The following is a 26,314-nucleotide window of genomic DNA, read 5'->3' as shown; positions in this document are numbered from 1 at the left end:
GAAACGATAGTTCGCTTCTGGCGCAGGGCAGACGAAGGTCTGCTATGAGCGAAAAGCGGTCCTTAAATACAATTTTTATTGATAACGACGTCTTGGTGCTATTGAAGACATTATCAACATCATTGTGTTTTTACTTATATTTGAAGGGGGATATTCAAGGGATTGCCCCCTTTTAACAGAAATTCCACCAGAACAGTAGGTCTGCTAATCGGTCTCTATAATTGAGCTTAATTCGTTAATGAGCAGGTGAGGGCTCATTTGAGTTAAATCATACTGCCTCCCCAATTTCTCTTGCATTCCTCCTCGTATTTTCCTTAATAAATATTTTCCTTTAATGTTATCAATTGATGTCGGAACTTGGTTTCCAAATAATGTTAGGTGTCGAGGGCATGCTTCCAATCTCCCCTTGTATAAATTATATTTAATCACATCTCTTTTGGATTGAAAATCAGACTGGATGACAACATGATTTTGTGTGGCTATATCAGAAATCCATGTTTGTATATCTTGCACAGAAGAGCCTGTAATATGAGATAAATGCTCTATTCTAGTAAAATAACTCTCAATATCACTACCTTCAGTAATGAATGGAATGGCGCCGCCTCTTTGAATTTCTGCTTTTACTATGTCTACTTCATCATCAGTCATAAAATCGCGGTCACGATGAATTATAACTTTGCAATTAGGGGACATTTCCTTAAGAAGGTCAGCAGATACAATTGCCCCTTGCACATTTGTGCATGTTTTGTAGCTATAGACTGCAGTTCTCTCCATATCAAAACCATTATGTTGCAGAAGGGCCTTGAAATATTTTTTATCTCTATCTTCAGTGAGGAATATATTATCCACAACCCCCTCAGTTACTCTATCCAAGTCATTTAAAGCTCCTAAATCTAAGAACATTGATATTTTGTCCAAGTTCATACCTTGATTCTGAACATTACCATCTTTCATCCAAATAAAATTCGCCTCACCATACAATGAATCAATTATATGTTTGCTATGAGTGGAAAGTATAACTTGAGTTTCTGATTTGTTACTTTCTGATATTAAATTTAATGAGTCAGTGAGAATATATTGATTATCCGGATGAAGATGAGAATCCGGTTCATCCAAGAGTAATAATTTAGGTTTAAAATATACTATATATGCAAATATCTGTAATGTTTGGAGTAATCCAGTTCCCGCTAACTCGATAGGGTAATTTTTCCCACTTACATTTTCTTTAAAGTTAACGGTTAGATAAGTATCTTTATCCTCTTTGAAATCCACTTCGATTTCTATATCTGGAAATACAACTTGCAGCATGCTATTGAGATTTACCAAGCGGTTGTCTTTGTTCAGATAATATATTACATTCCTTAAGTATAAATTTGCATCACCACTTGCCACTCCTCTTCTAACTATTGCTGGAGATTTTAATTCTTCCTTCTGTGATATACCAGCCAGGCCAGGGACATATATACTAAAGAGATTTTTTTCATCGGTGATTACTGAACCGAATCCGGTATAATCACCGGTCCTTTCACATGACATATTTCCATGATTTCGACCCTTAGATATAATTATATTGTATTCTAATTGTCGATCAGCAAGATCATCATATCCAAAAAGACTCAACACACTTTGATTGCCAGGTGACCTCGAATTTTTATAAGGCTCGCCGTTCTTTAAAACAGTGAAGTCCGGGGTGATATTATACATTAAAAGCTCAGTGGAGAATGTTTGTTGACTTTGTTGCCGAGCGGCAATAGCTGCGCATATTGAAAAATGTATAGCTTGCAGAATACTGCTCTTACCTGAGCCATTTGCTCCTACTAATACATTTATATCACTAAGGGTGATTTCTGCTGTGTCAATTTTTTTGAATTTACTAACAGACAAAGACTTAATGAACATTTTCTTTTCCTTTTTTAATGAAAGGTGCAAAACTTTAATTCATCATTTTAGGTGTTAACATTCAAAATCATAAACTGATTTTCTATTTTACTAATGGATAGCAGCCCTATCAGAGTAAAGATAGTGTTAGGTATTTTTCTTACATCTGAATCTGAGAAATATTCGGATTCTTTATAGCAACTATTCCATATGTCGGGTTCTCTAAAATCATAAGCTAAATGAGCAATTTTTTCCCAAGCTTCATTTACTATATGCTCAGCCATTGTAAAAAAATCACGCCTAGTAGGAATGTCTATTCTCATTGTTACTTAACCTAATTTCTCATTGCTTTCAAGTATAACTATATGATATTCATATTAATATTCCAATATTAAGTTTCTGATTTCTTCAAGTAAACCCACATAGCACGATGTAAGCAACTTCCGCTTCTGGCACAAAACTGCCCCGGCGGATCACCTACTCAACAATCCCCACAAACACCTAAAGGCCCGCCTCGTCCCCCACGCAGGCCTTTAACCTTCAGCCATTTCTCAGCCCCCATCCCGCTCCGCAACCCGCGCCATCAATGCCCCCAGCAGCGCCAGATCGACCAGCAATGCCAGCGCGAAACAGGCTCCCTTTATCCCCGGTGCGGCATAGGTTTGCACCAGCGAAGCGGCAACTACTACGGCCACGATAGTCACCACCGTCGTCAGCCTGCACGCCACGGCCAACCCCGCTTGCTCCCCCACTGCCGTGCGGTAGGCGACGCCCTGCCCCAGGCCGCCGAGGGCGATGCCCGGCAGCAGGGCCGGCCAGCCGTGGCCGCCGAACAGCATTAGCAGCATCAATAGCCATCCCGCCGCCGCCAGCAAAAAGCCGTAGCGGAGAATCGCCAGCGCAGGCCGGTTCCGCAGCGGCCGTAGACGGGCCAGCGCGGCGCCGCCGAGAAACGCCAGCGCCAATGCCATCAGCAGCATCAGGGTCGCGCCGATGCCCAGCAGATTTTCGGTCTTCAGCAGCAAAGCGCCCGCCGCGACCGGCACGCTGAGCGCCAGGGCGCTCGCCGCCGTTCCCGGGTGTTCCATGGCGCCCAGGGCGCCGTTGTTGATATAGAGGCTCATCGTTCACTCCGACATGATGGAAATGATGAAATAAATTCATTTCCCTGTTCACATGTCAGTAGCCTATCTCTTGTATAATCGGTCAGACAAACTCATAGTTTTCAGCCTTGGATGAGAATAATTCAGCCATGAGAAAAACCCGTTTGCCGCCGCTGGGCGCGCTGCGCGCTTTCCACGCCGTGGCCGGCTGCCGCAGCTTTAAACATGCCGCCGAGGAGCTGGGCGTCAGCGCGACGGCAGTCAGCCACCAGATCAAGCTGCTGGAGTCGGTGCTGGAATGCCGGGTGTGCGAGCGCAGCGCGCAGGGCGTCAGCCTGACCGAGACCGGCGAGATCCTGTATGCCGGCACCCAGCGCGCCTTTGCCGCGCTGGCGCAGTCCGTCGCCCAAATCACCCGCGCCCGGCAGCCGCCGGCGCTGACCGTCACCACCACCTCCAACTTTCTCACCCACTGGCTGGTGCCGCGCCTGGCGGATTTCAAGGCGGAGTTTCCCGCCATCGATCTGCGCCTGCACACCAGCGTCGAGCGCGTCGATCTCAGCCAGCGCACCGTGGACGTCGCCATCCGCTACCGCGAAATGCCGGAAAGCGATCTGCACTGCACCCTGCTGCATGAGGATCGTTTTATCGTGGTGGCTAGCCCGGCGCTGGCGCTGGAGCGCATCGAAGATTTGCAGCGGGTGACGCTGTTTCACGTGGAGCATCGGCAGGTGCCCGCCGACTCGCCGACCTGGGAGAACTGGCGACGGCGCTACGGGCCGGAAGGATTGAACGTGGAAGCCGGGCTGACCTTCAGTGACGAAACCCATGCGCTGCAGGCGGCGGTGGCGGGCCAAGGGGTGGTGATCGCCAGCCGGCTGCTGGCGCGCGATTTGTTGCAGCGCGGCGTGCTGGCCGCGCCGTTCGAGATGTCGTTGCCCGGCGCCAACTACTATCTGATGACCACCGAGGAGACCGCACAGCGTCCCGATATCATGGCGCTGCGCGCGTGGCTGCTGCGGCAAATGGCGGCGGGCTAACGGCTCTCGGGGGCGATTTCGCCCAGGCGGATCGCCACGCTGATCGCCTGCGCGGTAGTGGCGGCGCCGAGACGCTGGCGAATGCGGCGCAGGTGGTTTTCCACCGTGCGTTCAGACAGGCCGAGCATCGCGGCGATATCCGCCTGCCGCCGGCCAATGGCGGTCCAGCTCAGCACCTCGCGCTCGCGCGCCGACAGCCGGCCTTCTTCTTTGCCGGCTGCCGGTTCGAACAGCCGCCGCGCCGCCAGAAAGGCCGCCGAGCCCACGAGCGACAGCGCCAACCGCACCGGCGGCGAGGCGTCGATGCGCTCGCCTCCCAGGCTGACGGCGCCCTCCAGGCCTGCGGGGCCGAACACCGGGATTTGCACGCCGTGCAGGCCCGCGCCGCGCGGCGTGCGCACAATCCGGTAGCGCTCTCCCTGCTGCGCCCGGGTCTTGGTCCAGAAGAACGGCTCGCTGGCCCGCAGCATGTGGCGAGTCACCGGGCAGTGCCGCACGTAGGTCAGCGCATCGACCGCCTCCCCCTCGCCGAACCAGTCGCCTTCGACCCAATAGATATGCTCGATCCCCGCCTCCGCCGTGGCGGAAGCGGAAAACAGCACAAAGCGATCGAAGCCGAACGGCGCGGCGAAGGCGCGAACCCGCCTCTGAATGGCGGACAGGGTTCGCTCGTGGTCCATCGCCAACGCCGTCTGGAAAGCGCGCTGCGCGATCTCATCGCTCATCGCGCGGCGACGTCGGCCAGCAGCGTCTCCGCCGCCAGTTTGCCGAGGTTGTTGGAAGCCAGCGGGCTGTCGCCGGTCAGCAGGCGCCGATCTTTATGCACCTTGCCGGTGATGTCGGCATTGACGATCTTCACGCCCAGCTCACGCAGGCGTTCGCCCACCAGCCAGGGCATCGGGCCGGGGATATAGCCGATGTCGATGTTGGCGCCGGTATCGAGAGCATCCGGGAACACGCACATCTCATAGCCGCGATAGAGGAAATCGTCTTTGCTCTCGCCAATGCCCGCCGCCAGCAAACCGGCGGGCCCGTGGCACAGCGAGATCACGTAGCGATCGTTGTCATGGGCCCAGTGCAGCGTCTTTTTCACCTCTTCACTGAACGGGATATCATTGAGCACGCCGTGGCCGCCGGGGATGAAAACACCGAGATAGTTGCCGCCATCCAGATCCTTCACCACTTCCGCCAGCTTTTTCGGCTGCTTGAGTTGGCTGCGGTACTTCTCGTAGGTGGCCTTGACCGCTTCATCTTCATGCGGGAACGCCCACATCTCCAGCTTCACCGGATCGCCGGACGGCGTGGCGATGTCGATCTCGAAACCGGCCAGATCCAGGTGATACATCGGCAACAGCATCTCGACCGGGTGGTTGCCGGTGGAGAAGAACTTGCCGTTTTGCATCAGCAGGTAGCGCTCCTGCGAGGCGATCATCAGCACCTTCCACTTGCCGCCGCGATAGGCGTTCGGGTAGCTGGCGCCCGCGAAGTCGGTTTTGGACGAGGTGTACTGGCTGAGGGAGTAAGGCGATGGGAAGAACGCGTTGTCTTCCGCCACATCCGGGGTGGGATTACGATCGTTGGACACTGAATCAGTCATGATTATCTCCATATTCACCGTTGCATTGCCCTTTCAGCTTAAATAACCGCCGGCGGGGCCGCAATGAGGGATATCCCTCAATCACCCTCGCGCTGGCAGCGCTCAAGCGGGGTGCCATAGCCAATAAAAAGCCCCGCCCGGTGAAGGTCGAGGCTCGCTCGCGCCGATCGAGACGGTGGGCAGAGTGATGACAGGGTGCCGAATGCGCCTGCTCATGGCGCGACAGACGCCTTAACGTCGCGCTTGCGCGTTCTTCCACTCCCGCCAAATCGTTTCCAGCCCGGCGCGATACGTCGTGACGGCGAAGTCGGGAAAACGCTGTTTGAACTTGGTCGAGTCGAACAGGTTATCGTGCTCGTAGCGCGGCAGCAGCTCGCGCATCTCTCGCGCCCCGGATGAAAACAGCCCTGCGGCGATCAACGCCCATTTGCCGATAACGGAATATGAAATGTCCTTCCCAAACACCTCGCAGGCCAACGCGGCGAACTGCGCATAGGTGAGCCGCTCGTCGCAGCACGGGAGATGCCACGTCTGGCCGAACGCGTCGGGCGTATTGCCGAGCCGAGCTAACCCGCGGCTGGCGTCGGGCGTCCAAATCAGCGTGCGCAGCCTGTCATCGCGAACCGGCACGCGCGGTTTTTCCCCCGCTTTCAACCTGTCGACGATCAACGCATTGGTGAAGCTCTGCGTTTTCCCCGGCCCATAAAACTCGGGCGCACGGCCGATCAGCACGGGGATCTGCTTGCGCTTCATCTCGTCGAGCACCTTCTCGGTCATCAGAGCGCGCACCCGTCCCTTGCGCCCCCGAGGCGCGAACGGCGTCGATTCCGTCTGCGGCTCGCCGTTCTGCGGATACATATAGGTATTGTCGAAATAGACAAAGGGCACGCCCGCGGTACGGCTGGCGTCCAGCGCATTCTGCAGCATGGTCGGAAATTGTCGCTCCCACAGCGCCGAATCCGGCGGCAAGCCGGCGGCGAAATACACCACCTCGCTGCCCTTCACCGCCGCCAGGGTCTGCTGCGCGTCGAGCAGGTCGGCCGCAACCAGCGTATCGCTGTCGTTGATCTTCTTCGGGTGGCGGCTGACCAATCTTAAATCATCGGTGTGCGCGCGCTTCAGTTCACGCGCCAGCTCTTGGGCGATCTGGCCACTGGCGCCCAGGATCGTTTGCATTGGCGTTCCTCATCGCAATGAAAAAAGCTCCACCCACTCAGGGCGGAGCAAAGGTGCTTTTTCGCGCTTAGCTGTTCACGAACGCCAGCAGATCGGCGTTGACCTGATCGGCATGGGTGGTCGGGATGCCGTGCGGCGCGCCCTTATAGGTATGGAGCGTGCCGTTTTGCACCAGCTTGGCCGAGAGCACACCGGAATCCTGATAAGGCACCACCTGATCGTCGTCGCCGTGGATCACCAGCACCGGAATGGCGATCTTCTTGAGATCTTCGGTGAAATCGGTCTGCGAGAAGGCGACGATGCCGTCATAGTGCGCCTTGGCGCCGCCCATCATGCCCTGGCGCCACCAGTTCCAGATAATCGCCTCCGACGGCTTGGCGCCCGGGCGGTTATAGCCGTAGAACGGGCCGGCCGGCACGTCGTAATAGAACTGCGCCCGGTTGGCGGCCAGCTGCGCCTGGAAATCATCGAATACCGATTTTGGGGTGCCCTGCGGATTGGCGTCGGTTTTTACCATCAGCGGCGGCACCGCGCTGATCAACACCGCTTTGGACACCTTGTCCTCGCCGTGGCGCACGATATAGCGCACCACCTCGCCGCCGCCCGTCGAGTGGCCCACGTGCATGGCACCCTGTACGCCGAGGTGTTTTACCACCGCGGCGACGTCATCGGCATAGTGATCCATGTCGTGCCCTTCCCACACCTGGCTGGAGCGGCCGTGGCCGCGGCGATCGTGCGCAATCACGCGGAATCCTTTGTTCACGAAGAACAGCATCTGGGCATCCCAGTCATCGCTCGACAGCGGCCAGCCGTGGTGGAAATAGATAACCTTGCCGTTTTTGGGGCCCCAATCCTTGTAGAAAATCTCGACGCCATCGCTGGTCGTTACATAACCCATGTCGTTTCTCCCATTTACACTATGGTTAAAAAAGAAGGTTTATACTGCGCACGGCGCCGGGATCTCTGGCTCCCTCATCCCGGTTGGCCGACGATCTTGCGTTGATCGTTTAACGAGTATAGGTTTAAAGTTCACTTTAAGGTCAATAGTGGCCCGGCAAGCGGTATTTCCCTCAGTAACGCGATCGGCATCAGGAGTATTCAAGTGCAAGGAGATGACACCGCCACGACGATGGAGCAACGGCTTGCCGCCCAGCGCCACGCCTTCCTGCGCGACGGCGCGCCGACGCTGCAACAGCGCAAGGCCGCCCTGCGCCGCTTGCGGAGCGCCATTCTGGCTCAGCGCGCCGCGCTGGCGGCGGCCGTCAGCGCGGACTTCGGCCACCGTTCGCCTTACGAAACCGACATTCTGGAGATTCTGGTCACCGTTCAGGCGATCGATTACCTGCTGCGCAACCTGAAACGCTTCATGAAGCCGGAGCGCCGCCACGTCGCCCTGCCGTATCAGGCCGCACGCGCCTATGTGCAATATCAGCCCAAGGGCGTGATTGGCATCATGGCTCCGTGGAACTATCCCTTCTCGTTGACCTTCATCCCGCTGGCCACCGCCCTGGCCGCCGGCAACCGCGTGATGCTGAAACCTTCGGAGCTCACGCCGCATACCAGCCGCCTCATCCAAACGATGCTGGCGGCGCGGTTTCCCGCCGATGAGGTCGCCGTCGTGACCGGCGGGCCGGACGTCGGGACCAGATTCAGCGAGCTGGCGTTCGACCATCTGGTGTTCACCGGCAGCACGGCAATCGGCCGTCAGGTCATGCAGGCGGCCGGCAAACATCTGGTGCCGTTAACGCTCGAACTGGGCGGCAAAAGCCCCGCCGTCATGGCGCGCGGCGCGGTTAACGCCAGAAACGTCAAGAGCGTGGCGTTCGGCAAGCTGTCGAACGCGGGCCAAACCTGTATCGCGCCCGATTACCTGCTGGTTCATCAGGACGATCTGGCAAGCTTCATGGCGCTCTACGACGCGGCGGTCAAAACCTTTTATCCCGACGGGCCAACCGGCGACGACTACGGCGCCATCATCAACGACAGGCACTACCACCGCTTGCACGATCTGCTCGCCGATGCCCAGGCGCGAGGCGCGCAAATCATTCCGGTCGGCCATCGCCCGGACTCGGCGTCTGAACGGCCGAAAACCCTGGCCCCCACGCTTGTCGTCGGCGCCCCCGACGACAGCCGGATCATGCAAGAAGAGATCTTCGGGCCGCTGCTGCCGGTGCGCACCTACGCCGCCTTTGATGAAACGATCGACATTATCAACGCCGGGCCGCGCCCGCTGGCGCTGTACTACTTTGGCCCGGCAGACGCGCAGCAGGATCGGCTGCTGGCGCGCACCGCCTCCGGCAACGTCAGCATCAACGCCACCCTGCTGCACTTCGCTCAGGACGACCTGCCGTTCGGCGGCATCGGCCCCAGCGGCATGGGAGCCTGTCACGGCATCGAAGGATTTCGGGCGCTGAGCCACGCCAAAGGCGTTTTCATCCAGAGCCGCTGGCGCTTTACCGACCTGCTGCGCGCGCCGTTCGGCAAGCTGGCGGACGCAGTGCTCGCGTTCATGTTGCGGCGCCGATAACGCGGCGTGTTGACTATCAATAGCACACCCATAAATCGCCGCAAGCTATCACAATATTCACTCATTCCTATTTTATCTCTCCGCCGCCGCTGACTAAGCTTAGCCATGAGTCACCCTTTGCCCGTTGGCGGCGAGGATGACGTAAATCGATTGAGTTCAGTTATTTAGCGCAATACCCGACGCAAGCCTTACCCGCATGCCTTGTTAACCGCTCCACGCCCGGCGGCTGGAGCATCTTTACGGAAGCAGAGAGCGCATTATGACAACTGAAAGCAAATGCCCGTTTTCGGGCGGCAAGCAGCCCGCACCGCAGAACGGCCCCACCAATCAGGATTGGTGGCCTAATCAGCTCAGCCTGAAACCGCTGCATCAGCATTCCCCCCTGTCCGATCCGATGGATAAAGACTTCAACTACGCCGATGCCTTCAACAGCCTCGATCTGGCGGCGGTCAAACAGGATCTGCACGCCCTGATGACCGACTCGCAGGAATGGTGGCCGGCGGACTTCGGCCACTACGGCGGCCTGTTCATCCGCATGGCCTGGCACAGCGCCGGCACCTACCGCATCGGCGACGGCCGCGGCGGCGCGGGCGAAGGCCAGCAGCGCTTCGCCCCGCTCAACAGCTGGCCGGACAACGTCAGCCTCGACAAGGCGCGCCGCCTGCTGTGGCCAATCAAGCAGAAATACGGCCGCAACATCTCCTGGGCCGATCTGCTGATCCTGACCGGCAACGTGGCGCTGGAATCGATGGGCTTCAAAACCTTCGGCTACGCCGGCGGCCGCGCCGACACCTGGGAGCCGGACGACGTCTACTGGGGTTCTGAGAAGATCTGGCTGGAACTGAGCGGCGGGCCGAACAGCCGCTACTCGGGCGACCGCGATCTGGAAAACCCGCTGGCGGCGGTGCAGATGGGCCTGATCTATGTTAACCCGGAAGGCCCGGACGGCAATCCCGATCCGGTAGCCGCCGCGCGCGACATCCGTGAAACTTTCGCCCGCATGGCGATGAACGACGAAGAAACCGTGGCGCTGATCGCCGGCGGCCACACCTTCGGCAAGACCCACGGCGCCGGCCCGGCGTCTCACGTCGGCGCCGATCCGGAAGCGGCCGGGCTGGAAGCGCAGGGCCTCGGCTGGCACAGCACCTTCGGCACCGGCGTCGGCAAAGACGCCATCACCAGCGGCCTGGAGGTCACCTGGACCACCACCCCGACCCAGTGGAACCACGACTTCTTCCGCCACCTGTTCGAATACGAATGGGAGCTGAGCCAAAGCCCGGCCGGCGCGCACCAGTGGGTGGCGAAAGACATCGGTGAAACCATTCCCGACGCCTTCGATCCGAACAAGAAGCGCCGCCCGACCATGCTGACCACCGATCTGTCGCTGCGTTTCGATCCGGCCTACGAGAAGATTTCGCGCCGCTTCTATGAACACCCGGAGGAACTGGCCGACGCCTTCGCCCGCGCCTGGTTCAAGCTGACCCACCGCGACATGGGGCCGCGCGCGCGCTACCTTGGCCCGGAAGTGCCGCAGGAAGAGCTGATTTGGCAGGATCCGATCCCGGCCGTCGATCATCCGCTGATCGACGAGCAGGACATCGCCGCGCTGAAAAACGCCGTGCTGGCTTCCGGCCTGTCGGTGTCCGCGCTAGTCTCCACCGCCTGGGCTTCGGCTTCCAGCTTCCGCGGTTCAGACAAACGCGGCGGCGCCAACGGCGCGCGCATTCGCCTGGCGCCGCAAAAGGACTGGGCGGTCAACCAACCTGCGCAGCTCGCCGCGACGCTGGCCAAGCTGGAGAGCATTCAACGCGCCTTCAACGACGCGCAGACCGGCGGCAAGCGCATCTCGCTGGCGGATCTGATCGTGCTGGCCGGCGCGGCGGGCGTGGAACAGGCGGCGAAGAACGCCGGTTTCGCCCTGACGGTGCCGTTCGCGCCGGGCCGCATGGACGCTTCACAGGAACAGACCGACGTGGACTCCTTCGAGGCGATGGAGCCGCTCGCCGACGGTTTCCGCAACTTCCTGAAGGGCAAATACCGCGTGCCGGCCGAAACGCTGCTGGTCGACAAGGCGCAGCTGTTGACCCTGACCGCGCCGGAAATGACGGTGCTGGTCGGCGGGCTGCGCGTGCTCGGCGCCAACGTCGGCGGCACGCAGCACGGCGTGTTCACCCAGCGGCCGCAGGCGCTGACCAACGACTTCTTCGTCAACCTGCTCGACATGGGCACCACCTGGCACCCGGTCGGTGAAGACGGCCTGTTCGAAGGCCGCGATCGCCGCAGCGGCGCGGTCAAGTGGACCGGCACCCGCGTCGATCTGGTGTTCGGTTCGCACGCGCAGCTGCGCGCGTTGGCCGAGGTCTACGGCAGCGCCGACGCGCAAGAGAAGTTCGCCCACGACTTCGTCGCCGCCTGGAACAAAGTGATGAACCTCGATCGCTTCGATCTGGCGTAACTTAGCGACAGCACAAAGCCCGCCACGGTAAGTCGGCGGGCTTTTTAATCATTGATGCATATCTTTATCGCAATTTCGTGCTAACGTTGGCTAACCGCAGCCAAGGAGATGGCATGATACAGACATCGGACAACGCTCACCCGCTCTTCAGCAGTTACAAAAAGACCTTCACCTACTCAGGCCGCGAAAGCCGTGGGCCTTATTCAATGCTGCTTTTGTGCCAGCACGTTTGGTTTCTGCTTTATCTCGCCGTTATCGCCAGCAAGATGAATGAGATTTCCATTTTCGCGCTTGCGGCGTTTTTGCTGCCTTTGCTAGCGGCCAATGTGCGCCGTTTGCATGATGCGGGTTACTCCGGTGGTTGGTGCCTGACCTGGTTCTGCTTCACACCCTATGTAATGCTGATCTTCGCGCTGTTCCTTCCTGCTAAGAACATCAATAACCCTTACGACGATCGCCCAAACCTGGCGTAAGCCTCCTCAACGGCCTGCTTCGGCGAGCCATGGCTGGCGCTGCGATATTCTCTTTTCTCGCTTATTCGCATTTACTCAACAAGTCATATAAAAATTTGATGGGCGGCAATTCTTTTAATGCTGTATTTATATTTAGAGGGCAATGAAGAACGTAACTTCAGCGCGCTAATACGATATATCCCATCAAGGAGAACACCGTTATGGATTATCCTCGACTCACCTCAACACGCGGCGAGGCGGGCCTAATGACCATCGCCATTCCTTAGCGGCAGCGGGTTTGGCCGGCAAAGGCGCCCTATCGTTTTACGCCATAAAAATAGATGATCTGCACCTGCGCGATATTCGTTCAGGCGTCTGACGTTCGCCCTTCGTTAATGTTTCACGGCGCACGTTGCGTTTTTAGCTTTTATTTTTCAGCCGACGGGAAAGCTCATAGGAAATGACGTTTCACTCAGGAAAATAACCGCTACCTGGAGGTCAACATGCAACATACTATCGGTATTTCTTCTCGTCGGCTGAGGATATCGGCCCTTGCTCTGCTGCTCCCTGCCGTATCATGGGCGGCCGATACGGCGTCTCTTGCCGTGGGGCCGCAATATGACACCACCCATGTCTACGTCGAACGCGGCAAAATGGACGCCTTTGTCGACAGCATCCTGAAAACCTTCGGCGGCACCAGTACCGAACGCGTGCTGGTCAACGTCACGCCCACCCCCAGCGAAACTTACTCCCAGCTGATACTGACGCCGGCCGGCAGCTTCTCGGTGTTCGATTTCAAAACGCCGATCCCGTACCCGTTCGGCGCCGAGCGCAACGGTTTTCTGGTCAGGGATATGGACGCCGCCATCCGGCAGGCCAGGGCCGCCGGCGCCGATGTGCTGGTCGAACCCTTCGACGATCCGATTGGGCGCGACGCAGTGATCCAGTGGCCCGGCGGCGTCAACATGCAGCTCTATTGGCACACCAAAGCGCCCAACTACAAACCGCTGCTGAGCCTGCCGGAAAACCGCCTGTACCTCTCCGCTTACCGCATCGATGACTTCCTGAAAAGCTATCAGACGTTCTCGCACGGCAACGTGGTGAGCGACGAACAGGTCAGCGATGCGGCGATCGGCCGCAACGATAACGGCAAAATCCGCCAGATCGAACTGGACTCGCGCTTTGGCAAAACGCGCATTTTCGTCACCGATGGGCATCTGCCTTATCCGTTCGGCCATGAGCGCACCGGCTATGGCGTCGAGGATCTGCAGGCCACGCTGGCCAAAGCGACGGCCACTGGCGCGCAGGTGCTGTGGCGTTCGACGGCGGCGGAACGCCGCGCCTCGGCGCTGGTGCGTTTCCCCGGCGGCTACATCGCCGAAATTCACCAGACGGCTAAATAAACCCAAGGCGCGCTGCGGCGCGCTTTTTTCTTCGGATATTCATGATGAAACGCACGCTACCCGCACTGTTGCTGTTTTCCACGCTCCCCGCGCTGGCGGCGGAGCCCGTCGCTTCCCCCTGGAAAAACATCCCGTTGGGCGATGCGGCCACCTTATCTTTCGACGGTTCACTGCGCGAGCGCTATGAATGGACGGATCAACGGGATCTGAATGGCGGACGCGACGACACTTTCATGCAGCGCTTGCTGGTTGGCGCGCGCCTCGACTACGGCGACTATTTCGGCGCCTATGTGCAAGTGGGATCGTCGCTGGCCACGCCGCGCGATCGCGGGCGCAAGCCGACCGACGAAGATCATGCCTACCTCGGCCAGGGCTATGTGGATATGAAACTGCCCACTGCCTACGGCCTCGGCACCCTGCGGGTCGGCCGCCAGGAGATTGCGCTGGGCTCGCTGCACCTGCTGGGCACCCGCGACGGCCCCAACGTGCGCCGTTCCTTCGATGCTATCCGCGCCAGCTGGGTCAAGGATAAAAACCGCCTCGACGCCTTTATCGGCCATCCTGTCACCCTTAAAACCGGCAGTTTCGACGACGATACCGACAACAGCCAAAAGGTGTGGGGGCTGTACGGCACCACGCCGCTGACGCCGCTGGCGTCCTCGCTCGATCTCTACACCTTTGGCTTTGAGGATAACGATGCCCACTACGCGCAGCTCAGCGGACAAGAGCGGCGCTATACCGTCGGCGCGCGCATTTTCGGCGCGGCGCAGGGGTTCGACTGGGATAATGAAGCCGCCTGGCAGTTCGGCAGCGCAGAGCAGCGTGATATCCGCGCCTGGTCGGCGTCGGCGCACGCCGGCTATACGGTGAGCGACTGGCGCTGGCAGCCGCGCTTTGGCGGCAAGATTGGCATCGCCAGCGGCGATAAAAACGGTCACGATGGGCAGCTTAACACCTTTAACGCCATGTACCCCAAGCTGCCCTACCTGACCGAGAACGGGCTGGTGGCGCCGGCTAACCTGATCGCTATCCATCCTTCGGTCACGATTACGCCGTGGCAAACCCTGGCCATCGACTTCAGCTGGGACGCCTTATGGCGGCAACGCCGCGAGGACGCCTTCTACCTCGGGCCAATGCGCCCGGTGAAAGGCAGCGGACAGGGCTCGCGCTTTATCGGCAACCAGTACCAGGTCGAAACCACCTGGATGCCGAGAAGCGATCTCCAGTTCAAGGTGGCCTACGTCTACTTCGACGTCAGCAACAGCCTGCAGCAACATGCCGGGCTGAAAAACATGAACTTCGTGCTGGCGCAGGGCACCTACAGTTTTTAAGTATCAGGTAAGTTAATCGGTGTACGCGGGCGCCCTTAATAATCCCGTACTCAATTAATGACGATCGCCGGCGAGTAGCCGCCCATATGCATTGCGGCAATGGCGGCTACTCGCCGCCATTCACAGACAAAAGCCAAATAAAAGCAAAAAGATAAATCAATCACGTAAACTCCGCGAGCCAATTACAGTGTAATATTAAATAAATATTTAATTCCACCTGGTTATTTAAGCACGCCTTTTACGCATATCTTATGTAAAAGATTCATATAAGAATAACTCATTAATAAAATAATTGTGTTTATACTGCTTTAACTCAATCACAGTGCACAATTAATTCCTCACCGTGATTAATGATAAGGATATATTCTGCTTGAACGCAATATTCAAGCCGGACCAAGGAGGCAAGCCAATGATATCACATTAATTACCCCTGATTTTCAAACCTGTGTACGAGCATATAGAGCGTTAGGTGCAATATTGTCAACGTCCAAAGGAGTTTGATATGTCATTAGCGACCGATAAGATTTCCGGTTATTTAACCAGTTATGAAAGAGGCGATCACGCGGGGAGCAGTAAACCGTCATATACCACGCAAGAAGTTTCAGATCTGCTGCTGAGGAGCCATTATTCCGCCAATGGCAAAGGCGTGACCGACCATGCGGCTACCTTGACCTACTCTTTCCCCGTCTATACCGGCAGCGACAAGACGGGCGCCGCGCAGCTTACCGCCGCCCAGCAAGCCCAAACCAAGCTTTCATTGCAATCCTGGTCGGATGTGGCCAACATCACGTTCACCGAGGTTAAAGGCAACGACGCGAAAAATGCAGATATAAAGTTTGGTTTTTATAAGGCGGCCAGCGGGGGCAATTACACCTCGTATGAAAGTACGCAGAGCAATCTCAAAAGCACCATTTGGATCAGCGGCAATAACGGCTACGACGCCTCCAATCCGCAAACCAATAACTACGCCAGGGATACGCTGACTCATGAAATAGGGCATGCGTTAGGGCTTTCTCATCCCGGCAATTATGATGCGTCAAATGCCACCTACCCCACCTACGCCAACTCGGCGAAGTATTATGAAGACGACCATCAATATTCTTTGATGAGCTATTTTAACGAACAATACACCAGCGCTGACTATAAAGGCGTTTGGCCATCAGGGCCGCAGCTGGATGATATTACCGCCATACAGAAGCTTTACGGCGCGAATACCACCACGCGCACCGGTGATACCACCTATGGTTTCAACTCGAATACGGACAGAGACTTTCTGAGCGTTAAGGCGTCCACGGACAAAATCGTGGCGGCTATCTGGGATGCTGGCGGCAATGACACGCTGGATTTTTCAGGCTACAGCCAGGATCAGCGCATCAACATTAACGAAGGCGCATTCTCTGATGTGGGCGGCTTGAAGGCAAATATCGCCATCGCCTACGGCGCGCAGATTGAAAATATCATCGGCGGCAGCGGCGCAGACATTTTAGTGGGCAACGCGCTGAACAATACGCTAAAAGGCGGTGCAGGCAACGACATCATTTACGGTGCCGGCGGCGCCGATCAGCTCTGGGGCAATGCAGGCGCGGACACCTTCGTCTTCCGCGAAGCCGGCGACAGCCAAGCCGCCGCACCGGATTGGATCCGCGATTTCCAGACGGCGGTGGATAAAATCGATCTGTCGTGGCTCAACCAGACGGCTAAGGCCGATGGGAGCGAGCTGCACTTCGTGGATAGTTTAAGCGGCTCGTTGTATGAAGCGGCGCTGAATTATGACGCGCAGCAGAATGTCACCGATCTGGCCATCAATCTCTCCGGCAATCAATTACCTGATTTCCTTGTCAAAATCGTTGGGCATGTCGACGCTTCCGCCGATATTCTCGTCTAGCAGGGGTAAACCCGCAGCCCGGCGTGAACGCCGGGCTGTTCATCTCTTCTCAGGCCTCACCCCGGCGTCTTTTTACATTGCCACAGCAATAAATCGCGCAGACGAGCTCACACCGCTTCCAGCTCCGCCGCCAGGGTGGCGACCAGCTCCGCCGCCGGCATCGGCCGCGCCAGGCCCACGCCCTGCCCGGCCCACAGCGACATAAACTCCCCGCGCCCGGCCTTGGCCGCCGCCTGGCGGATATCGCCGGTGAGCGCGTTCTGCACCGGATAGGGCAGGATCTGCGCCTCTTCCGCGCGCATCTGCCGCATGAAGTCATTGACGATGCCGCGCGCCGGGCGGCCGCTGAAGGCGCGCGTCAGGCGCGTGCTGTCATCGCCGGCGTTGCTCAGCGCCGCCCGCCAGGCTTCGGCGATGCCCGATTCCGGGCTGCACAGAAACGCGGTGCCGAGCTGCGCCGCCTGCGCGCCCAGCAATTGCGCCGCCGCGATGCCGCGCCCGTTCATGATGCCACCTGCAGCGATCACCGGGATTTTCACCGCCGCCGCCACCTGCGGCAGCAGGGCCATCAGCCCGACGCAGGATTGTTCGATATCGCCGAGGAAGGTCGGGCGGTGGCCGCCCGCCTCCGAGCCTGAGACGCAAACGAAGTCGGCGCCCGCCTCTTCCCAGGCGCGGGCTTCCGCCACCGTGGTGGCGGTGCCGATCACCCGTGAACCGGCCTTCTTGAACTGCGTGACCGTGGCGCGCGGCAGCACACCGAAGGTGAAGCTGACCACCGGCGGCGCAGCCTCCAGCAAGGCTGCGATCTGGTCGAGGTTGTTTTCGGCGAATTGAGTGGGGAGCGGCGGCTCGCTCAGCCCCAGCGCTTCGCGGAACGGCCGCAGCAGGTGCTGGGCGCGCTTCAGTTCGGCGAGATCCGGGTGCTGCTCATTGAGCAGAAACAGATTGATGTTGAACGGCGCGGCGGTCTGCGCGCGGATCTGCTGCACACGTTCGAGGATCAGCGCCGGTGAAAACAGCGCCGCCGCGCACGATCCCAGCGCCCCGGCGGTGCTCACCGCCACCGCCAACGCCGGCGGTGACGCGCCGTTCATCGGCCCCTGAACGATCGGATAGCGCAGCCCAAGCTCGCGGGCAAAAGCAGAAGGTGCCGTCATCAATGTGTCTCCCTGTACTGACTACATTCGTCTTACGGCGGCCGCGCCGCCGAACCGACCAAAAGCATAGCACCTTCTCACCGCCTGGCCGTGCAGTTAATGCTTCACCTTCCGCCTGTCCAACGACAGGAAGTGATGCACCACCGGTTTCTCCGGGCCGATATGGAAGCGCAGCGCCTCCTGCTGCAGATCGGCGTCGGCGTGCGACACCCGCTGGTGCTGCCGCAGATGCTCCGCCCAGGACTCCACCAGGAACCACTCCATGATGCATTCCGGATCGCCGGTATGCTCGGTGATGCCCCAGGCGTAAGCGCCATCGCGGCGGCGCGCCCGCTCCAGCATCAGCAGCGTGCGCAAGAACTGCGGGCGATCCTGTTCGCGGATGCGGTACTCCACCTGAATCATTACCGGGCCGCGATCGTTTTCGACCGGCGTGTTGACCAACGGTTCCGGCCAATGGTTCGACGGCTGCAGATCGGCCTCACCGGTCGGCAGACGCAGGCGGTGGAACAGCAGCCCCGCCGCCAACAGGCCGACGCCGCCGACCAGCAGCGTGGCGGCCACGCCCAGCTCCTGCGCCACCAGCCCCCACAGCAGGCTGCCCGCCGCCATCGCGCCGTTGAACACCATCAGGTAGATGGCCAGGCCGCGGCCGCGCACCCAGTTGGGCAGCACGCCCTGCGCCGCACCGTTGAGCGTGGTCAGCGCGATAATCCAGCCTGCGCCCAGCACCAACAGCAGCACCACCGCCAGCCACTGCGGCGGCGCCAGCGACAGGGCCGCCATCACCGCCGCCGTCAACACCGCCGCCAGCAACACCAGCCCGTCGGCATTCAGCCGCTGGCGCAGGCGCGGCAGCACAATCGCCCCGAGGATCGCCCCGGCGCCTACCGCTCCCAGCAGAACGCCGTAGAAACCGGCGCTGCCGCCCAGCATGCGGCGCGCCACCAGCGGCAGCAGCGCCCAGACCGAGCTGGAGAAGGCGAAGAACACCGCCGCCCGCAGCAGCACCACGTGCAGCTCGCGGCTGGAACGGGCATAGCGCAGGCCGGCGCGGAAGGCGCCGAAAAAGTGCTCCGACAGGCCGCTGTCCTCGGCCTTCGGCCGCTTCCACCACAGCAGCGCCGCGATCACCAGCACATAGCTCATCACGTCCGCGCCGTAGGCCGCGCCGGCGCCGAAACTGGCCAGCAGCAGACCGCCGGCCGCCGGGCCGATGGAACGGGCGATGTTGATGCCCAGCGAGTTCAGCGCCACGGCGTTTTTCAGCTCGGCGCGCGGCACCAGCTCCGGCACGATCGCCTGCCAGGTCGGCCCCATCAGCGCCGCGCCGATGCCGCCGACGAACGTCAGCGCCAGCAAATATTCCACCGTCAGTGAACCGGTCTGCGACAGCACCAGCAGGCTGCCGCTCACGCAGGCCAGCAGAATTTGCACGAAGATCAGAAAGCGCCGCCGATCGAGAATGTCCGACAGCACCCCGGCCGGGATCGCCAGCAGGAACACCGGCAGCGTAGCGGCGGTTTGCATCAGCGCCACCGCCGAAGGGTTGCTCGACAGGTCAGTGATCAGCCACGAGCTGGCGACGTCGCGCATAAAGCTGCCGACGTTGCCGAGCACCGTGGCGCCCCACAGCACCGCAAATAATGGGATTTTCAGCGGCGCGAAGCCGCCCGCCGCCGCCTTGTTTTCCGTCTGTTCAGCCATCCGTTCGCTCCTTCAAATCGTTAAATGCCACCAGCAACAGCGCGCCGGCCAGCCCGAGGTGTTCAAAAAATCCGTTCATCATCTGGCCGCGCTCCGCCCCGTCGAACTGCCAGAACGGATTGGCCATCAGCGTCGCCATCAGGGTAAAACCGGCCAGCGCCAACGCGCCGAGCCAGCGATAAAAGCCGCTCAGGATCAGCGCCGACGCCGCCAGTTCGAGCAGCGTCACCAGCACGGCGAACAGCGCCGACGGCTGCAGGCCGAAGTGGCTCATCTCGGCGATCGCGCCTTCGACGTTCAGCGCTTTGACCAACCCGCCCTGAATATAGGCGGCGCAAATGGCGAGCAGCAGCAGCCAGCGCACAGCGGGCGCATGCAGCCGCTGTGCGCAGCGGGCGGCGATAGCAGTCAGGTTCATCGCGCCCCCTTAAAACGGCGAATTTTGGATGAAGGCCAGCAGATCGGCGTTGAAGCGATCGGGATCGACCTGCGCCAAACCGTGAGAACCGCCAGCGTAAACATTCAGCTCCGCCTGTTGCATAAGCTTAGCGGCTTTCAGCGCCGAGGCGCCGATCGGCACGATCTGATCGGCGTCGCCGTGCACCAGCAGCGTCGGCTTGTCGATCGCCAGCAGGTCGGCGGTGTAATCCACTTCGGAGAACGCGCGCACACACTCGTACTGCCCTTTCACGCCGCCCTGCATGCCCATCAGCCAGAAGTGGTCGATCAGCCCCGCATTGCTCTCCACCTCGTCGCAGTGGAGGCCATAGAACGGCACCGCCAAATCTTTGAAGAACTGCGAGCGGTTGCCCGCCACGCCGCTGCGAATGCCGTCGAAGGCCGCCATCGGCGTACCCTCTGGGTTGACCGGCGTTTGCAGCATCAGCGGCGGTACGGCGCCGACCAGCACCACCTTCGCCACCCGATCGCTGCCGTGACGGCCGATGTAGCGCGCCACTTCGCCGCCGCCGGTGGAATGGCCGACCAGGATCAGATCGCGCAGATCCAGCGTTTCGATCAGCAGGGCCAGATCGTCAGCGTATTGATTGATGTCGTTGCCGTGCCAGGTTTGATCGGAACGGCCGTGGCCGCGGCGATCGTGGGCGATCACGCGGAATCCGCTCTGGCCGAAAAACAGCAGCTGGTTGTCCCAGGCGTCGGCGGACAGCGGCCAACCGTGGGAGAACAGGATCGGCTGGCCGCGGCCCCAATCCTTATAGAAAATGCGTGCGCCATCGGGCGCGGTAAGGGTGCTCATGACGTGTTCCCCGCTCGGTATCGAATTGGATTTTGTACGGGTTAACAGTACGGCAGGCGTAAAGGCAGTGATAACGGAATAATTTTCGCATGATCGCGAGTTTTTTTGCTGAAGAAGCCGGCGTCGCCGCCGGCGCAAAACGTCAGATGTTTTCCAGATCGATACCGCGCGTTTTTGGGCCGAACAGCCCGATCACCAGCATCACGATCAGCATGCTGGCGACGATAAACGCGATCACCCCCAGCGAACCACCGTACTGCAAGATAATGCCGATGATGATGCTGCTGAATACCGTCGACAGGCGGCTGAAGGAGTAGCAGAAACCGACGGCGCGGGCGCGGATATGGGTCGGGAAGATCTCGGATTGATACGAGTGGTAGCTGTAGGTCAGCCAGGCGTTGGACCAGGTGATGAAGAAACCGCACAGGATCAGCCACAGTGGATTGTTCTGCAGTGCGAACAGCGAGCCGAAGATCACCGTCACCAGGCAGGACAACACGATCTGCCACTTGTTCTCCATCTTGTCGGCGTAGAAGCTGCACAGCAGCGAGCCAAACGGGTAGGCCAGCGTGATGAAGAAAGCGTACAGCAGGCTGTGGGTGACCGAAGCGCCCTTGCCCGACAGCAGCGCCGGCAACCAGTTGCCGAAGCCGAAGAAGCCGATGGCCTGAAAGAAATTCATCACTACCAGCATCAGCGTGCGATCGCGATATTGCGGCGCCCAGATGTCGCGAAAGCGGCCGCGCAGCGGCGCCCCCTCGGCATCGTCAACCGGGCGCGACGGGAAGTCTGCGGCCGCCACGCCGCAGCGCCGTTCCATGTCCCGCATCACCTGCCGGGCCTGCGCATAGCGCCGCTGTTGCACCAGCCAGCGCGGCGACTCCGGCAGCCCCTTGCGCACCAGCCAGATCACCAGCGAAGCCAGCGCGCCGGCGATCACCACATAGCGCCAGCCGCTCAGGCCCCAAATCGTCTGCGGCACCAGCCACCAGGACATCAGCGCCACCGCCGGCACCGACAGAAACTGCACGAAGAACGCGAAGGCGAAAGCCCGGGTACGCAGATGCGCGGGCACCCACTCCGTCAGGTAGGTATCGATGGTCACCAACTCGATGCCGAGCCCGACGCCCACCAGAAAACGCAGAAAGATCACCCATTCCGCCTGCTGTTGAAACGCCAACAGCAGCGAGAAGGCGCCATACCAGATCAGGGCGAACATAAAGGTGGCGCGCCGGCCGAAGCGATCGGCGTACGGGCTCAGCAGGCTGGCGCCGACGAACAGGCCGAGAAAGGTGGCGGAGGCGAAGGCCGCCTGATCCGACACGCCGAAGACGCCCTGCGCGCCGGTGTGGAAAATGCCGTCGGCGATAAGGCCGGTGCTGATATAGCCGGTCTGGAACAGATCGTAGAGTTCGAAAAAGCCGCCCAGCGACAGCAGAATGATAAAGCGCCACAGGCCGGCCGACGCGGGCAAGGCGTCGATTCTGGCCGCCAAATCCCGCGCATGGATCGGCGACGCCGCTACAGAGTCACTCACCGTTAACCTCGCATTAACATTTTTAATGACTTTCTATGCTAGCGAAGCGGCGTCGGAGTTAAATTTTTAATTAGCAGACTATGAAAAAAAGTTAAGCATAAAACGCTGCAGCAGCCTGTTTTATAGCAGGAAAATGCAGTGCGGGATGCCGCAGCGGCATCCCGAATCCGCAGGTTAACGGCTGTGGTGCTGCTGCAGCCGTTCGCTGCGGTAGACGCTCAACAGGCACCAGCCGAGGGCGATCAGCGCCAGCGGCGCGGCGACGAAGCCGATGTTGCCCATGCCCAGATGCAGACTCACCTGGTTGCCCAGCAGCGCGCCGCTGCCGATGCCGAAGTTGTACAGGCCGGAGAAAATCGCCATCGCCACGTCGGTAGCGTCCGGCGCCAGGCTCAGCACTTTGGCCTGCATCGACAGGCCGATCGCCATGATCGCCATCCCCCAGAAGATGCACAGCACCGTCAGGTGGCTTTCGCTGCCGGCCGCCGGCAACAGCAGCAGCAGGCTCAAGGCCAGCAGCGTGATGGCGCCGATGAAGAAGCTGGAAGGAAACCGCTCGCTGTAGCGGCTGAACAGCAAGCTGCCGACGATGCCGGCGGCGCCGAACAGCAGCAGCATCAGCGTGGTGAAGTTCTCCGACAGCCCGGCCACGGTCTGGATAAACGGCTCGATGTAGCTGTAGGCGGTGAAGTGCGCCGTCACCACAATGATGGTCAGCATGTACAGCGCCACCAGCGCCGGGCGTTTGAACAGCAGCGGCACGCTGGCCAGCGAACCGGAGTGCTCGCTTTTCAGCACCGGCAGCAGGCGCCACAGCAGCACCAGCGCCAGCGTGGCGCACACCGCGATGCCGATAAAGGTCATGCGCCAGCCGAGCAGTTGCCCGACCACCCGCCCGAGCGGCAACCCGAGCACCATCGCCAGTGCGGTGCCGCCCGCCAGCAGGCTCAGCGCCTGGGCTTTCTTGCCCGGCGGCGCCACGCGGATCGCCAGCGAGGCGGTGATCGACCAGAACACCGAGTGCGCCAGCGCCACGCCGGCGCGCGAGATAACCAGCGTGGTGAAGTTCCAGGCCACGGCGGTCAGCACGTGGCTGGCGATAAACAGCATGAACACGCCGATCAACAGTTTGCGGCGCTCAATTTTGCTGGTCAGCAGCATGCACGCCAGCGAGGCGGCGGCGACGATCCAGGCGTAAATGGTGATGATCAGGCCGACCTGTTCGGTTTGCATCGAGAAGCTGGCGGCGATATCGCTCAGCAGACCGACCGGAATAAACTCGGTGGTGTTGAAAATAAAGGCCGAGACGGCGAGGATGACCACGCGCAACCAGGCGGTTGAGCGCGAAACGGGAGCGTGTTCCATGGTAAAAGAAATCCGGACAGGTGCGGGCAAGTCGCGATATTTTAACCAACCGGCCCGCTAAATGCGATACGCGTCACACTTTAATTGTGTGGTTTTTTTCGCCGCATTTCGACACATTCGCAGACACACGGTTGCACAAATGCTGTGCTAATCTATTGAAGCGTACCAATTTTTCCTGCCGTTTCTCCCCGGCCGTCCACGCGCCGCGCCGAAGAAGCGCGCAGTGTCCCTTTGGCGTTTCCTGAGGCGAGGTCATTATGATGTCCGCGATTTATGATTGGTCCGTACTTGCCCTGCGCAATGTTTACGATCGCCGCATCCAGGGCCAGCCGGTGCTCGACAGCGCGGCCCTCTTCCCCGACGCCGAACGCTTCACCGCCCAATGGCGGCAGATCCGCGAAGAGGCGCTGACGGTCGCCCACGATCTGCACAATATCCCGCGCTTTCACGAGATCATGAGCCAGCAGGCGTCCATCTCCGCCAACGACGCGCGCGACTGGCGCATGTTCATCATGAAGGCCTATGGCCAGCCCATCCCCCGCAACCTGGCGCGCTGTCCGACGCTGGCGGCGCTGATCGCCTCCTCGCCGGACGTGCTGTCCGCGTCGCTCTCCTTCCTGGCGCCCGGCAAACAGGTGCCGCCCCATCGCGGTCCGTTCCGCGGCATTCTGCGCGGCTATCTGGTGCTGGACATGCCCAAACGCGCCGACAGCGCGCCGGCGGCGGTGCTGAAGGTGGACGGCCGCGAATACCGGCTGCACGAGGGGGAGTTCATGCTCTGGGACGATACCTTCGAGCACGAGGTATGGAACGACAGCCCGCAGGTGCGCACCGTGCTGCTGCTGGACATTCGCCGCCGCGACATGCCCGGCGGGCTGCGGCTGCTCTCCAGCGCCATCATCGCGCTGGTGCGGCTGAACGTGCGCTGGATGCAGCGCCAGTTCTGACTGCGGCGCTCAGGCGATTAACCGTCCTGAGGGATCGGCCATTGCTGCGCCAGCCACTGTTCGGCGGTGGTGGTGGCTATGCCCTGGCGCGCATTGAAGGTTTTCGCCTTATCCCACGCCACGCCGTCGGGCCGGGCGAAAGCCAACCGGTATTTGGCGCCGACGTCACGCGGATGGTTCCGCACATCTTCCCGCAGCCGCTCTTTGTCCAACAGGATCCTGTTGACCTCCACGCCCCAGCGCGCCTGCATGACATCGGCAAGCTCGCGGTAGGTCAGCGTGTCGCCGGCGATATAGACCACCTGGTTGCGAAACGCGGGCCGATGGAAAAAAATCGCGGCCGTCAGCCGGCCAATGTCCTCGGGGGTGGTCAGCGTCACCGCGTAGCGCCAGTCGCCCAGCGCGCGCACCGTTTTGGTTGCCGCGTCCACCACGCCAAAGTCGGGGTCAAACAGGTAGCTGGTGAAAATGCCCGTGGAAACAATCACCCACTCCGTCGCACGCTGCGCACGCAGCAGGTGACGCACCTCGAGCTGTTCATCCCACACCTGTTGCCCGCTGCCTTTGCCGACAACATCGTAGTCCACGCCGAACTGCCACGGGAAGTAGCGCGCCACGCCCGCTTGCAAGACGGCCTGGGTGATCTTTATCTGCGTGCCCGCCCCGCCGACAAAGCCGCTGCAGTTGATCACCGCGTCGAAGGAACGGAATAGCGCACTCAGCGCCTCCACGCCGTTTTGCTGCAGATCGCCTTCCACCACGGCGATGCCGAGCCGCGCCAGCGCATCCCGCCGCGCCCGGAGCGGGCCGTTGACGGCGCGGGCGGCCTCCGGCCGGAGCAGCACGCTGATTTTTAAAGATGGATATAGCCGAGCCTGCCGGCTCATCGCACGCAATACCGGCAGCCCCAGTTCACCGGCGCCGAGTATGAGCACGGTATTGATGGATGGATTTGTGGATTTCATGCTTGCCTCCTGTCTTGACACTGCGTCATCCTGACAGCTGACAAAAACGGGTTCAATTAGGTACACGCGTGATACCGGAGAGGAATATGACGAGCGATCGGGAAGCGCTGCTGCAATTTTCGCAGGCGTTCTGTGAAGCATTGAGCAACGACGATGAAGGGCTGAAGCGCGAGATCCTCGCACATGCGGGCAACCGTTGGTCGCTGGGGGTATTGCATATCCTGGGCACCCACGGGCCGCTGCGCCACGGCGAAATAAGCCGCCAATTAGCGGGCGTGACGCAGAGAATGCTGACGCGGACACTGCGCCATCTCGAGCGGGATGGGTTGATATCGCGCTGCGATTATCAGGAAAAACTGCCCCGCGTGGTTTACACCATCACCGACGCGGGGGAAGAGATGCTGCTCAACATGCTGCCGCTCTGGTCGTGGATTATCGCCTCCGCCGACGCCTTCAGAGCGGCCCGCTCGCACTACGATGATCAAGAGCGAAACGCCATCGAGGGATGAACGCGGGCATCCCTGCCCG

22 protein-coding genes are annotated in these 26,314 nt (G+C 59.8%); 9 read left to right on the top strand and 13 right to left on the bottom strand.

Annotated elements, in window-relative coordinates; all coding sequences use genetic code 11:
- Positions 1-204 precede the first annotated feature (204 nt).
- The gene (locus tag ACMGGK_RS07650) at positions 205-1,899 is read right to left on the bottom strand and encodes an AAA family ATPase (protein WP_420276812.1); all 1,695 of its coding nucleotides are present in this window, start codon (positions 1,897-1,899) and stop codon (positions 205-207) included.
- A 530-nt stretch (positions 1,900-2,429) separates the two neighbouring features.
- The gene (locus tag ACMGGK_RS07645) at positions 2,430-3,002 is read right to left on the bottom strand and encodes a hypothetical protein (protein WP_420276811.1); all 573 of its coding nucleotides are present in this window, start codon (positions 3,000-3,002) and stop codon (positions 2,430-2,432) included.
- A gap of 128 nt (positions 3,003-3,130) precedes the next feature.
- Here ACMGGK_RS07645 and ACMGGK_RS07640 point away from each other — a divergent pair, with 128 nt between their 5' ends.
- On the top strand, positions 3,131-4,021 hold the full coding sequence (locus ACMGGK_RS07640) for a LysR substrate-binding domain-containing protein (protein ID WP_049299770.1): 891 nt from the start codon (positions 3,131-3,133) through the stop codon (positions 4,019-4,021).
- On the opposite strand, the gene ACMGGK_RS07635 is transcribed toward ACMGGK_RS07640, so the two are convergent.
- The 4 genes from ACMGGK_RS07635 to ACMGGK_RS07620 all read right to left on the bottom strand — a co-directional run bounded on the left by ACMGGK_RS07635 (position 4,018) and on the right by ACMGGK_RS07620 (position 7,692).
- Entirely contained in the window at positions 4,018-4,746 is a 729-nt protein-coding gene (locus ACMGGK_RS07635; RefSeq protein ID WP_420276810.1) for a PA1136 family autoinducer-binding transcriptional regulator, read from the bottom strand. The two genes, ACMGGK_RS07640 and ACMGGK_RS07635, sit on opposite strands and share 4 nt — an antisense overlap.
- Positions 4,743-5,618 carry a glyoxalase III HchA gene (gene hchA / locus ACMGGK_RS07630; RefSeq protein ID WP_049299772.1) on the bottom strand — a complete coding sequence of 292 codons (876 nt, stop codon included), beginning with the start codon at positions 5,616-5,618 and terminating at the stop codon, positions 4,743-4,745. The genes ACMGGK_RS07635 and hchA overlap by 4 nt, the downstream gene beginning before the upstream one ends.
- 231 nt (positions 5,619-5,849) lie before the next feature.
- Positions 5,850-6,794 carry an NAD-dependent epimerase/dehydratase family protein gene (locus ACMGGK_RS07625; protein ID WP_016927062.1) on the bottom strand — a complete coding sequence of 315 codons (945 nt, stop codon included), beginning with the start codon at positions 6,792-6,794 and terminating at the stop codon, positions 5,850-5,852.
- 67 nt (positions 6,795-6,861) lie between these two features.
- The gene (locus ACMGGK_RS07620; protein WP_049299773.1) at positions 6,862-7,692 is read right to left on the bottom strand and encodes an alpha/beta fold hydrolase; all 831 of its coding nucleotides are present in this window, start codon (positions 7,690-7,692) and stop codon (positions 6,862-6,864) included.
- A 204-nt stretch (positions 7,693-7,896) separates the two neighbouring features.
- Here ACMGGK_RS07620 and ACMGGK_RS07615 point away from each other — a divergent pair, with 204 nt between their 5' ends.
- The 6 genes from ACMGGK_RS07615 to ACMGGK_RS07590 all read left to right on the top strand — a co-directional run bounded on the left by ACMGGK_RS07615 (position 7,897) and on the right by ACMGGK_RS07590 (position 16,847).
- Positions 7,897-9,321: a coniferyl aldehyde dehydrogenase gene (locus ACMGGK_RS07615; RefSeq protein ID WP_260967179.1), complete on the top strand. Its 1,425-nt coding sequence runs from the start codon at positions 7,897-7,899 to the stop codon at positions 9,319-9,321.
- A 259-nt stretch (positions 9,322-9,580) separates the two neighbouring features.
- Positions 9,581-11,776: a catalase/peroxidase HPI gene (gene katG / locus ACMGGK_RS07610; protein WP_016927059.1), complete on the top strand. Its 2,196-nt coding sequence runs from the start codon at positions 9,581-9,583 to the stop codon at positions 11,774-11,776.
- A gap of 113 nt (positions 11,777-11,889) precedes the next feature.
- The gene (locus tag ACMGGK_RS07605; RefSeq protein WP_049299776.1) at positions 11,890-12,249 is read left to right on the top strand and encodes a DUF805 domain-containing protein; all 360 of its coding nucleotides are present in this window, start codon (positions 11,890-11,892) and stop codon (positions 12,247-12,249) included.
- A 584-nt stretch (positions 12,250-12,833) separates the two neighbouring features.
- Positions 12,834-13,631, top strand: a complete 798-nt coding sequence (locus tag ACMGGK_RS07600; protein ID WP_162835078.1) for a VOC family protein — start codon at positions 12,834-12,836, stop codon at positions 13,629-13,631.
- Between the two features lie 44 nt (positions 13,632-13,675).
- A complete protein-coding gene (locus ACMGGK_RS07595; protein ID WP_420278068.1) occupies positions 13,676-14,962 on the top strand; it encodes an alginate export family protein in 1,287 nt (428 codons plus the stop codon).
- Between the two features lie 502 nt (positions 14,963-15,464).
- Positions 15,465-16,847 (top strand): serralysin family metalloprotease, encoded by a 1,383-nt coding sequence (locus tag ACMGGK_RS07590; protein WP_049299778.1) that lies wholly within the window; start codon positions 15,465-15,467, stop codon positions 16,845-16,847.
- Between the two features lie 107 nt (positions 16,848-16,954).
- Here the strand turns inward: ACMGGK_RS07590 and ACMGGK_RS07585 are convergent, their stop codons facing one another.
- From ACMGGK_RS07585 to ACMGGK_RS07560, 6 genes are all read right to left on the bottom strand, one after another.
- The gene (locus ACMGGK_RS07585) at positions 16,955-18,007 is read right to left on the bottom strand and encodes an NAD(P)H-dependent flavin oxidoreductase (protein WP_420276809.1); all 1,053 of its coding nucleotides are present in this window, start codon (positions 18,005-18,007) and stop codon (positions 16,955-16,957) included.
- A gap of 96 nt (positions 18,008-18,103) precedes the next feature.
- The gene (locus tag ACMGGK_RS07580) at positions 18,104-19,714 is read right to left on the bottom strand and encodes an MFS transporter (protein WP_420276808.1); all 1,611 of its coding nucleotides are present in this window, start codon (positions 19,712-19,714) and stop codon (positions 18,104-18,106) included.
- Positions 19,707-20,132 carry a DoxX family protein gene (locus tag ACMGGK_RS07575; protein ID WP_016927050.1) on the bottom strand — a complete coding sequence of 142 codons (426 nt, stop codon included), beginning with the start codon at positions 20,130-20,132 and terminating at the stop codon, positions 19,707-19,709. Before ACMGGK_RS07575 ends, ACMGGK_RS07580 begins: the two co-directional genes overlap by 8 nt.
- A gap of 9 nt (positions 20,133-20,141) precedes the next feature.
- Positions 20,142-20,972, bottom strand: a complete 831-nt coding sequence (locus tag ACMGGK_RS07570; protein ID WP_016927049.1) for an alpha/beta fold hydrolase — start codon at positions 20,970-20,972, stop codon at positions 20,142-20,144.
- 142 nt (positions 20,973-21,114) lie between these two features.
- Entirely contained in the window at positions 21,115-22,509 is a 1,395-nt protein-coding gene (locus ACMGGK_RS07565; RefSeq protein ID WP_420276807.1) for an MFS transporter, read from the bottom strand.
- 174 nt (positions 22,510-22,683) lie between these two features.
- Positions 22,684-23,874, bottom strand: a complete 1,191-nt coding sequence (locus tag ACMGGK_RS07560) for a sugar transporter (protein WP_028128352.1) — start codon at positions 23,872-23,874, stop codon at positions 22,684-22,686.
- Positions 23,875-24,134: 260 nt separating this feature from the next.
- On the opposite strand from ACMGGK_RS07560, the gene ACMGGK_RS07555 reads away from it, so the two are divergent.
- Complete coding sequence (locus ACMGGK_RS07555; RefSeq protein ID WP_420277439.1) at positions 24,135-24,821, top strand: aspartyl/asparaginyl beta-hydroxylase domain-containing protein; 687 nt, start codon at positions 24,135-24,137, stop codon at positions 24,819-24,821.
- Positions 24,822-24,838: 17 nt separating this feature from the next.
- Here ACMGGK_RS07555 and ACMGGK_RS07550 read toward each other — a convergent pair whose 3' ends face one another.
- Positions 24,839-25,786, bottom strand: a complete 948-nt coding sequence (locus ACMGGK_RS07550; RefSeq protein WP_164053044.1) for an aromatic alcohol reductase — start codon at positions 25,784-25,786, stop codon at positions 24,839-24,841.
- Between the two features lie 86 nt (positions 25,787-25,872).
- Between ACMGGK_RS07550 and ACMGGK_RS07545 the strand changes: the two genes are divergently transcribed.
- Positions 25,873-26,295 (top strand): winged helix-turn-helix transcriptional regulator, encoded by a 423-nt coding sequence (locus ACMGGK_RS07545; RefSeq protein ID WP_016927044.1) that lies wholly within the window; start codon positions 25,873-25,875, stop codon positions 26,293-26,295.
- The last annotated feature ends 19 nt before the right edge of the window (positions 26,296-26,314 follow it).

This window comes from Serratia sp. BNK-33-b (genome assembly GCF_048684565.1).
In the GTDB taxonomy this organism is placed as follows: Bacteria; Pseudomonadota; Gammaproteobacteria; order Enterobacterales; family Enterobacteriaceae; genus Serratia; species Serratia marcescens.
The sequence above is the reverse complement of the archived record's forward strand: the minus strand, read 5'-3'. Positions and strand labels throughout refer to the sequence as shown.

What these genes read in the sequence shown, in the direction of transcription:
- ACMGGK_RS07625 (WP_016927062.1), bottom strand. Translation starts at nt 6,794, where the DNA reads ATGCAAACGATCCTGGGCGCCAGTGGCCAGATCGCCCAAGAGCTGGCG.
- ACMGGK_RS07645 (WP_420276811.1), bottom strand. Translation starts at nt 3,002, where the DNA reads ATGAGCCTCTATATCAACAACGGCGCCCTGGGCGCCATGGAACACCCG.
- hchA (WP_049299772.1), bottom strand. Translation starts at nt 5,618, where the DNA reads ATGACTGATTCAGTGTCCAACGATCGTAATCCCACCCCGGATGTGGCG.
- ACMGGK_RS07570 (WP_016927049.1), bottom strand. Translation starts at nt 20,972, where the DNA reads ATGAGCACCCTTACCGCGCCCGATGGCGCACGCATTTTCTATAAGGAT.
- ACMGGK_RS07620 (WP_049299773.1), bottom strand. Translation starts at nt 7,692, where the DNA reads ATGGGTTATGTAACGACCAGCGATGGCGTCGAGATTTTCTACAAGGAT.
- ACMGGK_RS07580 (WP_420276808.1), bottom strand. Translation starts at nt 19,714, where the DNA reads ATGGCTGAACAGACGGAAAACAAGGCGGCGGCGGGCGGCTTCGCGCCG.
- ACMGGK_RS07635 (WP_420276810.1), bottom strand. Translation starts at nt 4,746, where the DNA reads ATGAGCGATGAGATCGCGCAGCGCGCTTTCCAGACGGCGTTGGCGATG.
- katG (WP_016927059.1), top strand. Translation starts at nt 9,581, where the DNA reads ATGACAACTGAAAGCAAATGCCCGTTTTCGGGCGGCAAGCAGCCCGCA.
- ACMGGK_RS07555 (WP_420277439.1), top strand. Translation starts at nt 24,135, where the DNA reads ATGTCCGCGATTTATGATTGGTCCGTACTTGCCCTGCGCAATGTTTAC.
- ACMGGK_RS07595 (WP_420278068.1), top strand. Translation starts at nt 13,676, where the DNA reads ATGAAACGCACGCTACCCGCACTGTTGCTGTTTTCCACGCTCCCCGCG.
- ACMGGK_RS07605 (WP_049299776.1), top strand. Translation starts at nt 11,890, where the DNA reads ATGATACAGACATCGGACAACGCTCACCCGCTCTTCAGCAGTTACAAA.
- ACMGGK_RS07560 (WP_028128352.1), bottom strand. Translation starts at nt 23,874, where the DNA reads ATGGAACACGCTCCCGTTTCGCGCTCAACCGCCTGGTTGCGCGTGGTC.
- ACMGGK_RS07640 (WP_049299770.1), top strand. Translation starts at nt 3,131, where the DNA reads ATGAGAAAAACCCGTTTGCCGCCGCTGGGCGCGCTGCGCGCTTTCCAC.
- ACMGGK_RS07590 (WP_049299778.1), top strand. Translation starts at nt 15,465, where the DNA reads ATGTCATTAGCGACCGATAAGATTTCCGGTTATTTAACCAGTTATGAA.
- ACMGGK_RS07585 (WP_420276809.1), bottom strand. Translation starts at nt 18,007, where the DNA reads ATGACGGCACCTTCTGCTTTTGCCCGCGAGCTTGGGCTGCGCTATCCG.
- ACMGGK_RS07575 (WP_016927050.1), bottom strand. Translation starts at nt 20,132, where the DNA reads ATGAACCTGACTGCTATCGCCGCCCGCTGCGCACAGCGGCTGCATGCG.
- ACMGGK_RS07550 (WP_164053044.1), bottom strand. Translation starts at nt 25,786, where the DNA reads ATGAAATCCACAAATCCATCCATCAATACCGTGCTCATACTCGGCGCC.
- ACMGGK_RS07650 (WP_420276812.1), bottom strand. Translation starts at nt 1,899, where the DNA reads ATGTTCATTAAGTCTTTGTCTGTTAGTAAATTCAAAAAAATTGACACA.
- ACMGGK_RS07545 (WP_016927044.1), top strand. Translation starts at nt 25,873, where the DNA reads ATGACGAGCGATCGGGAAGCGCTGCTGCAATTTTCGCAGGCGTTCTGT.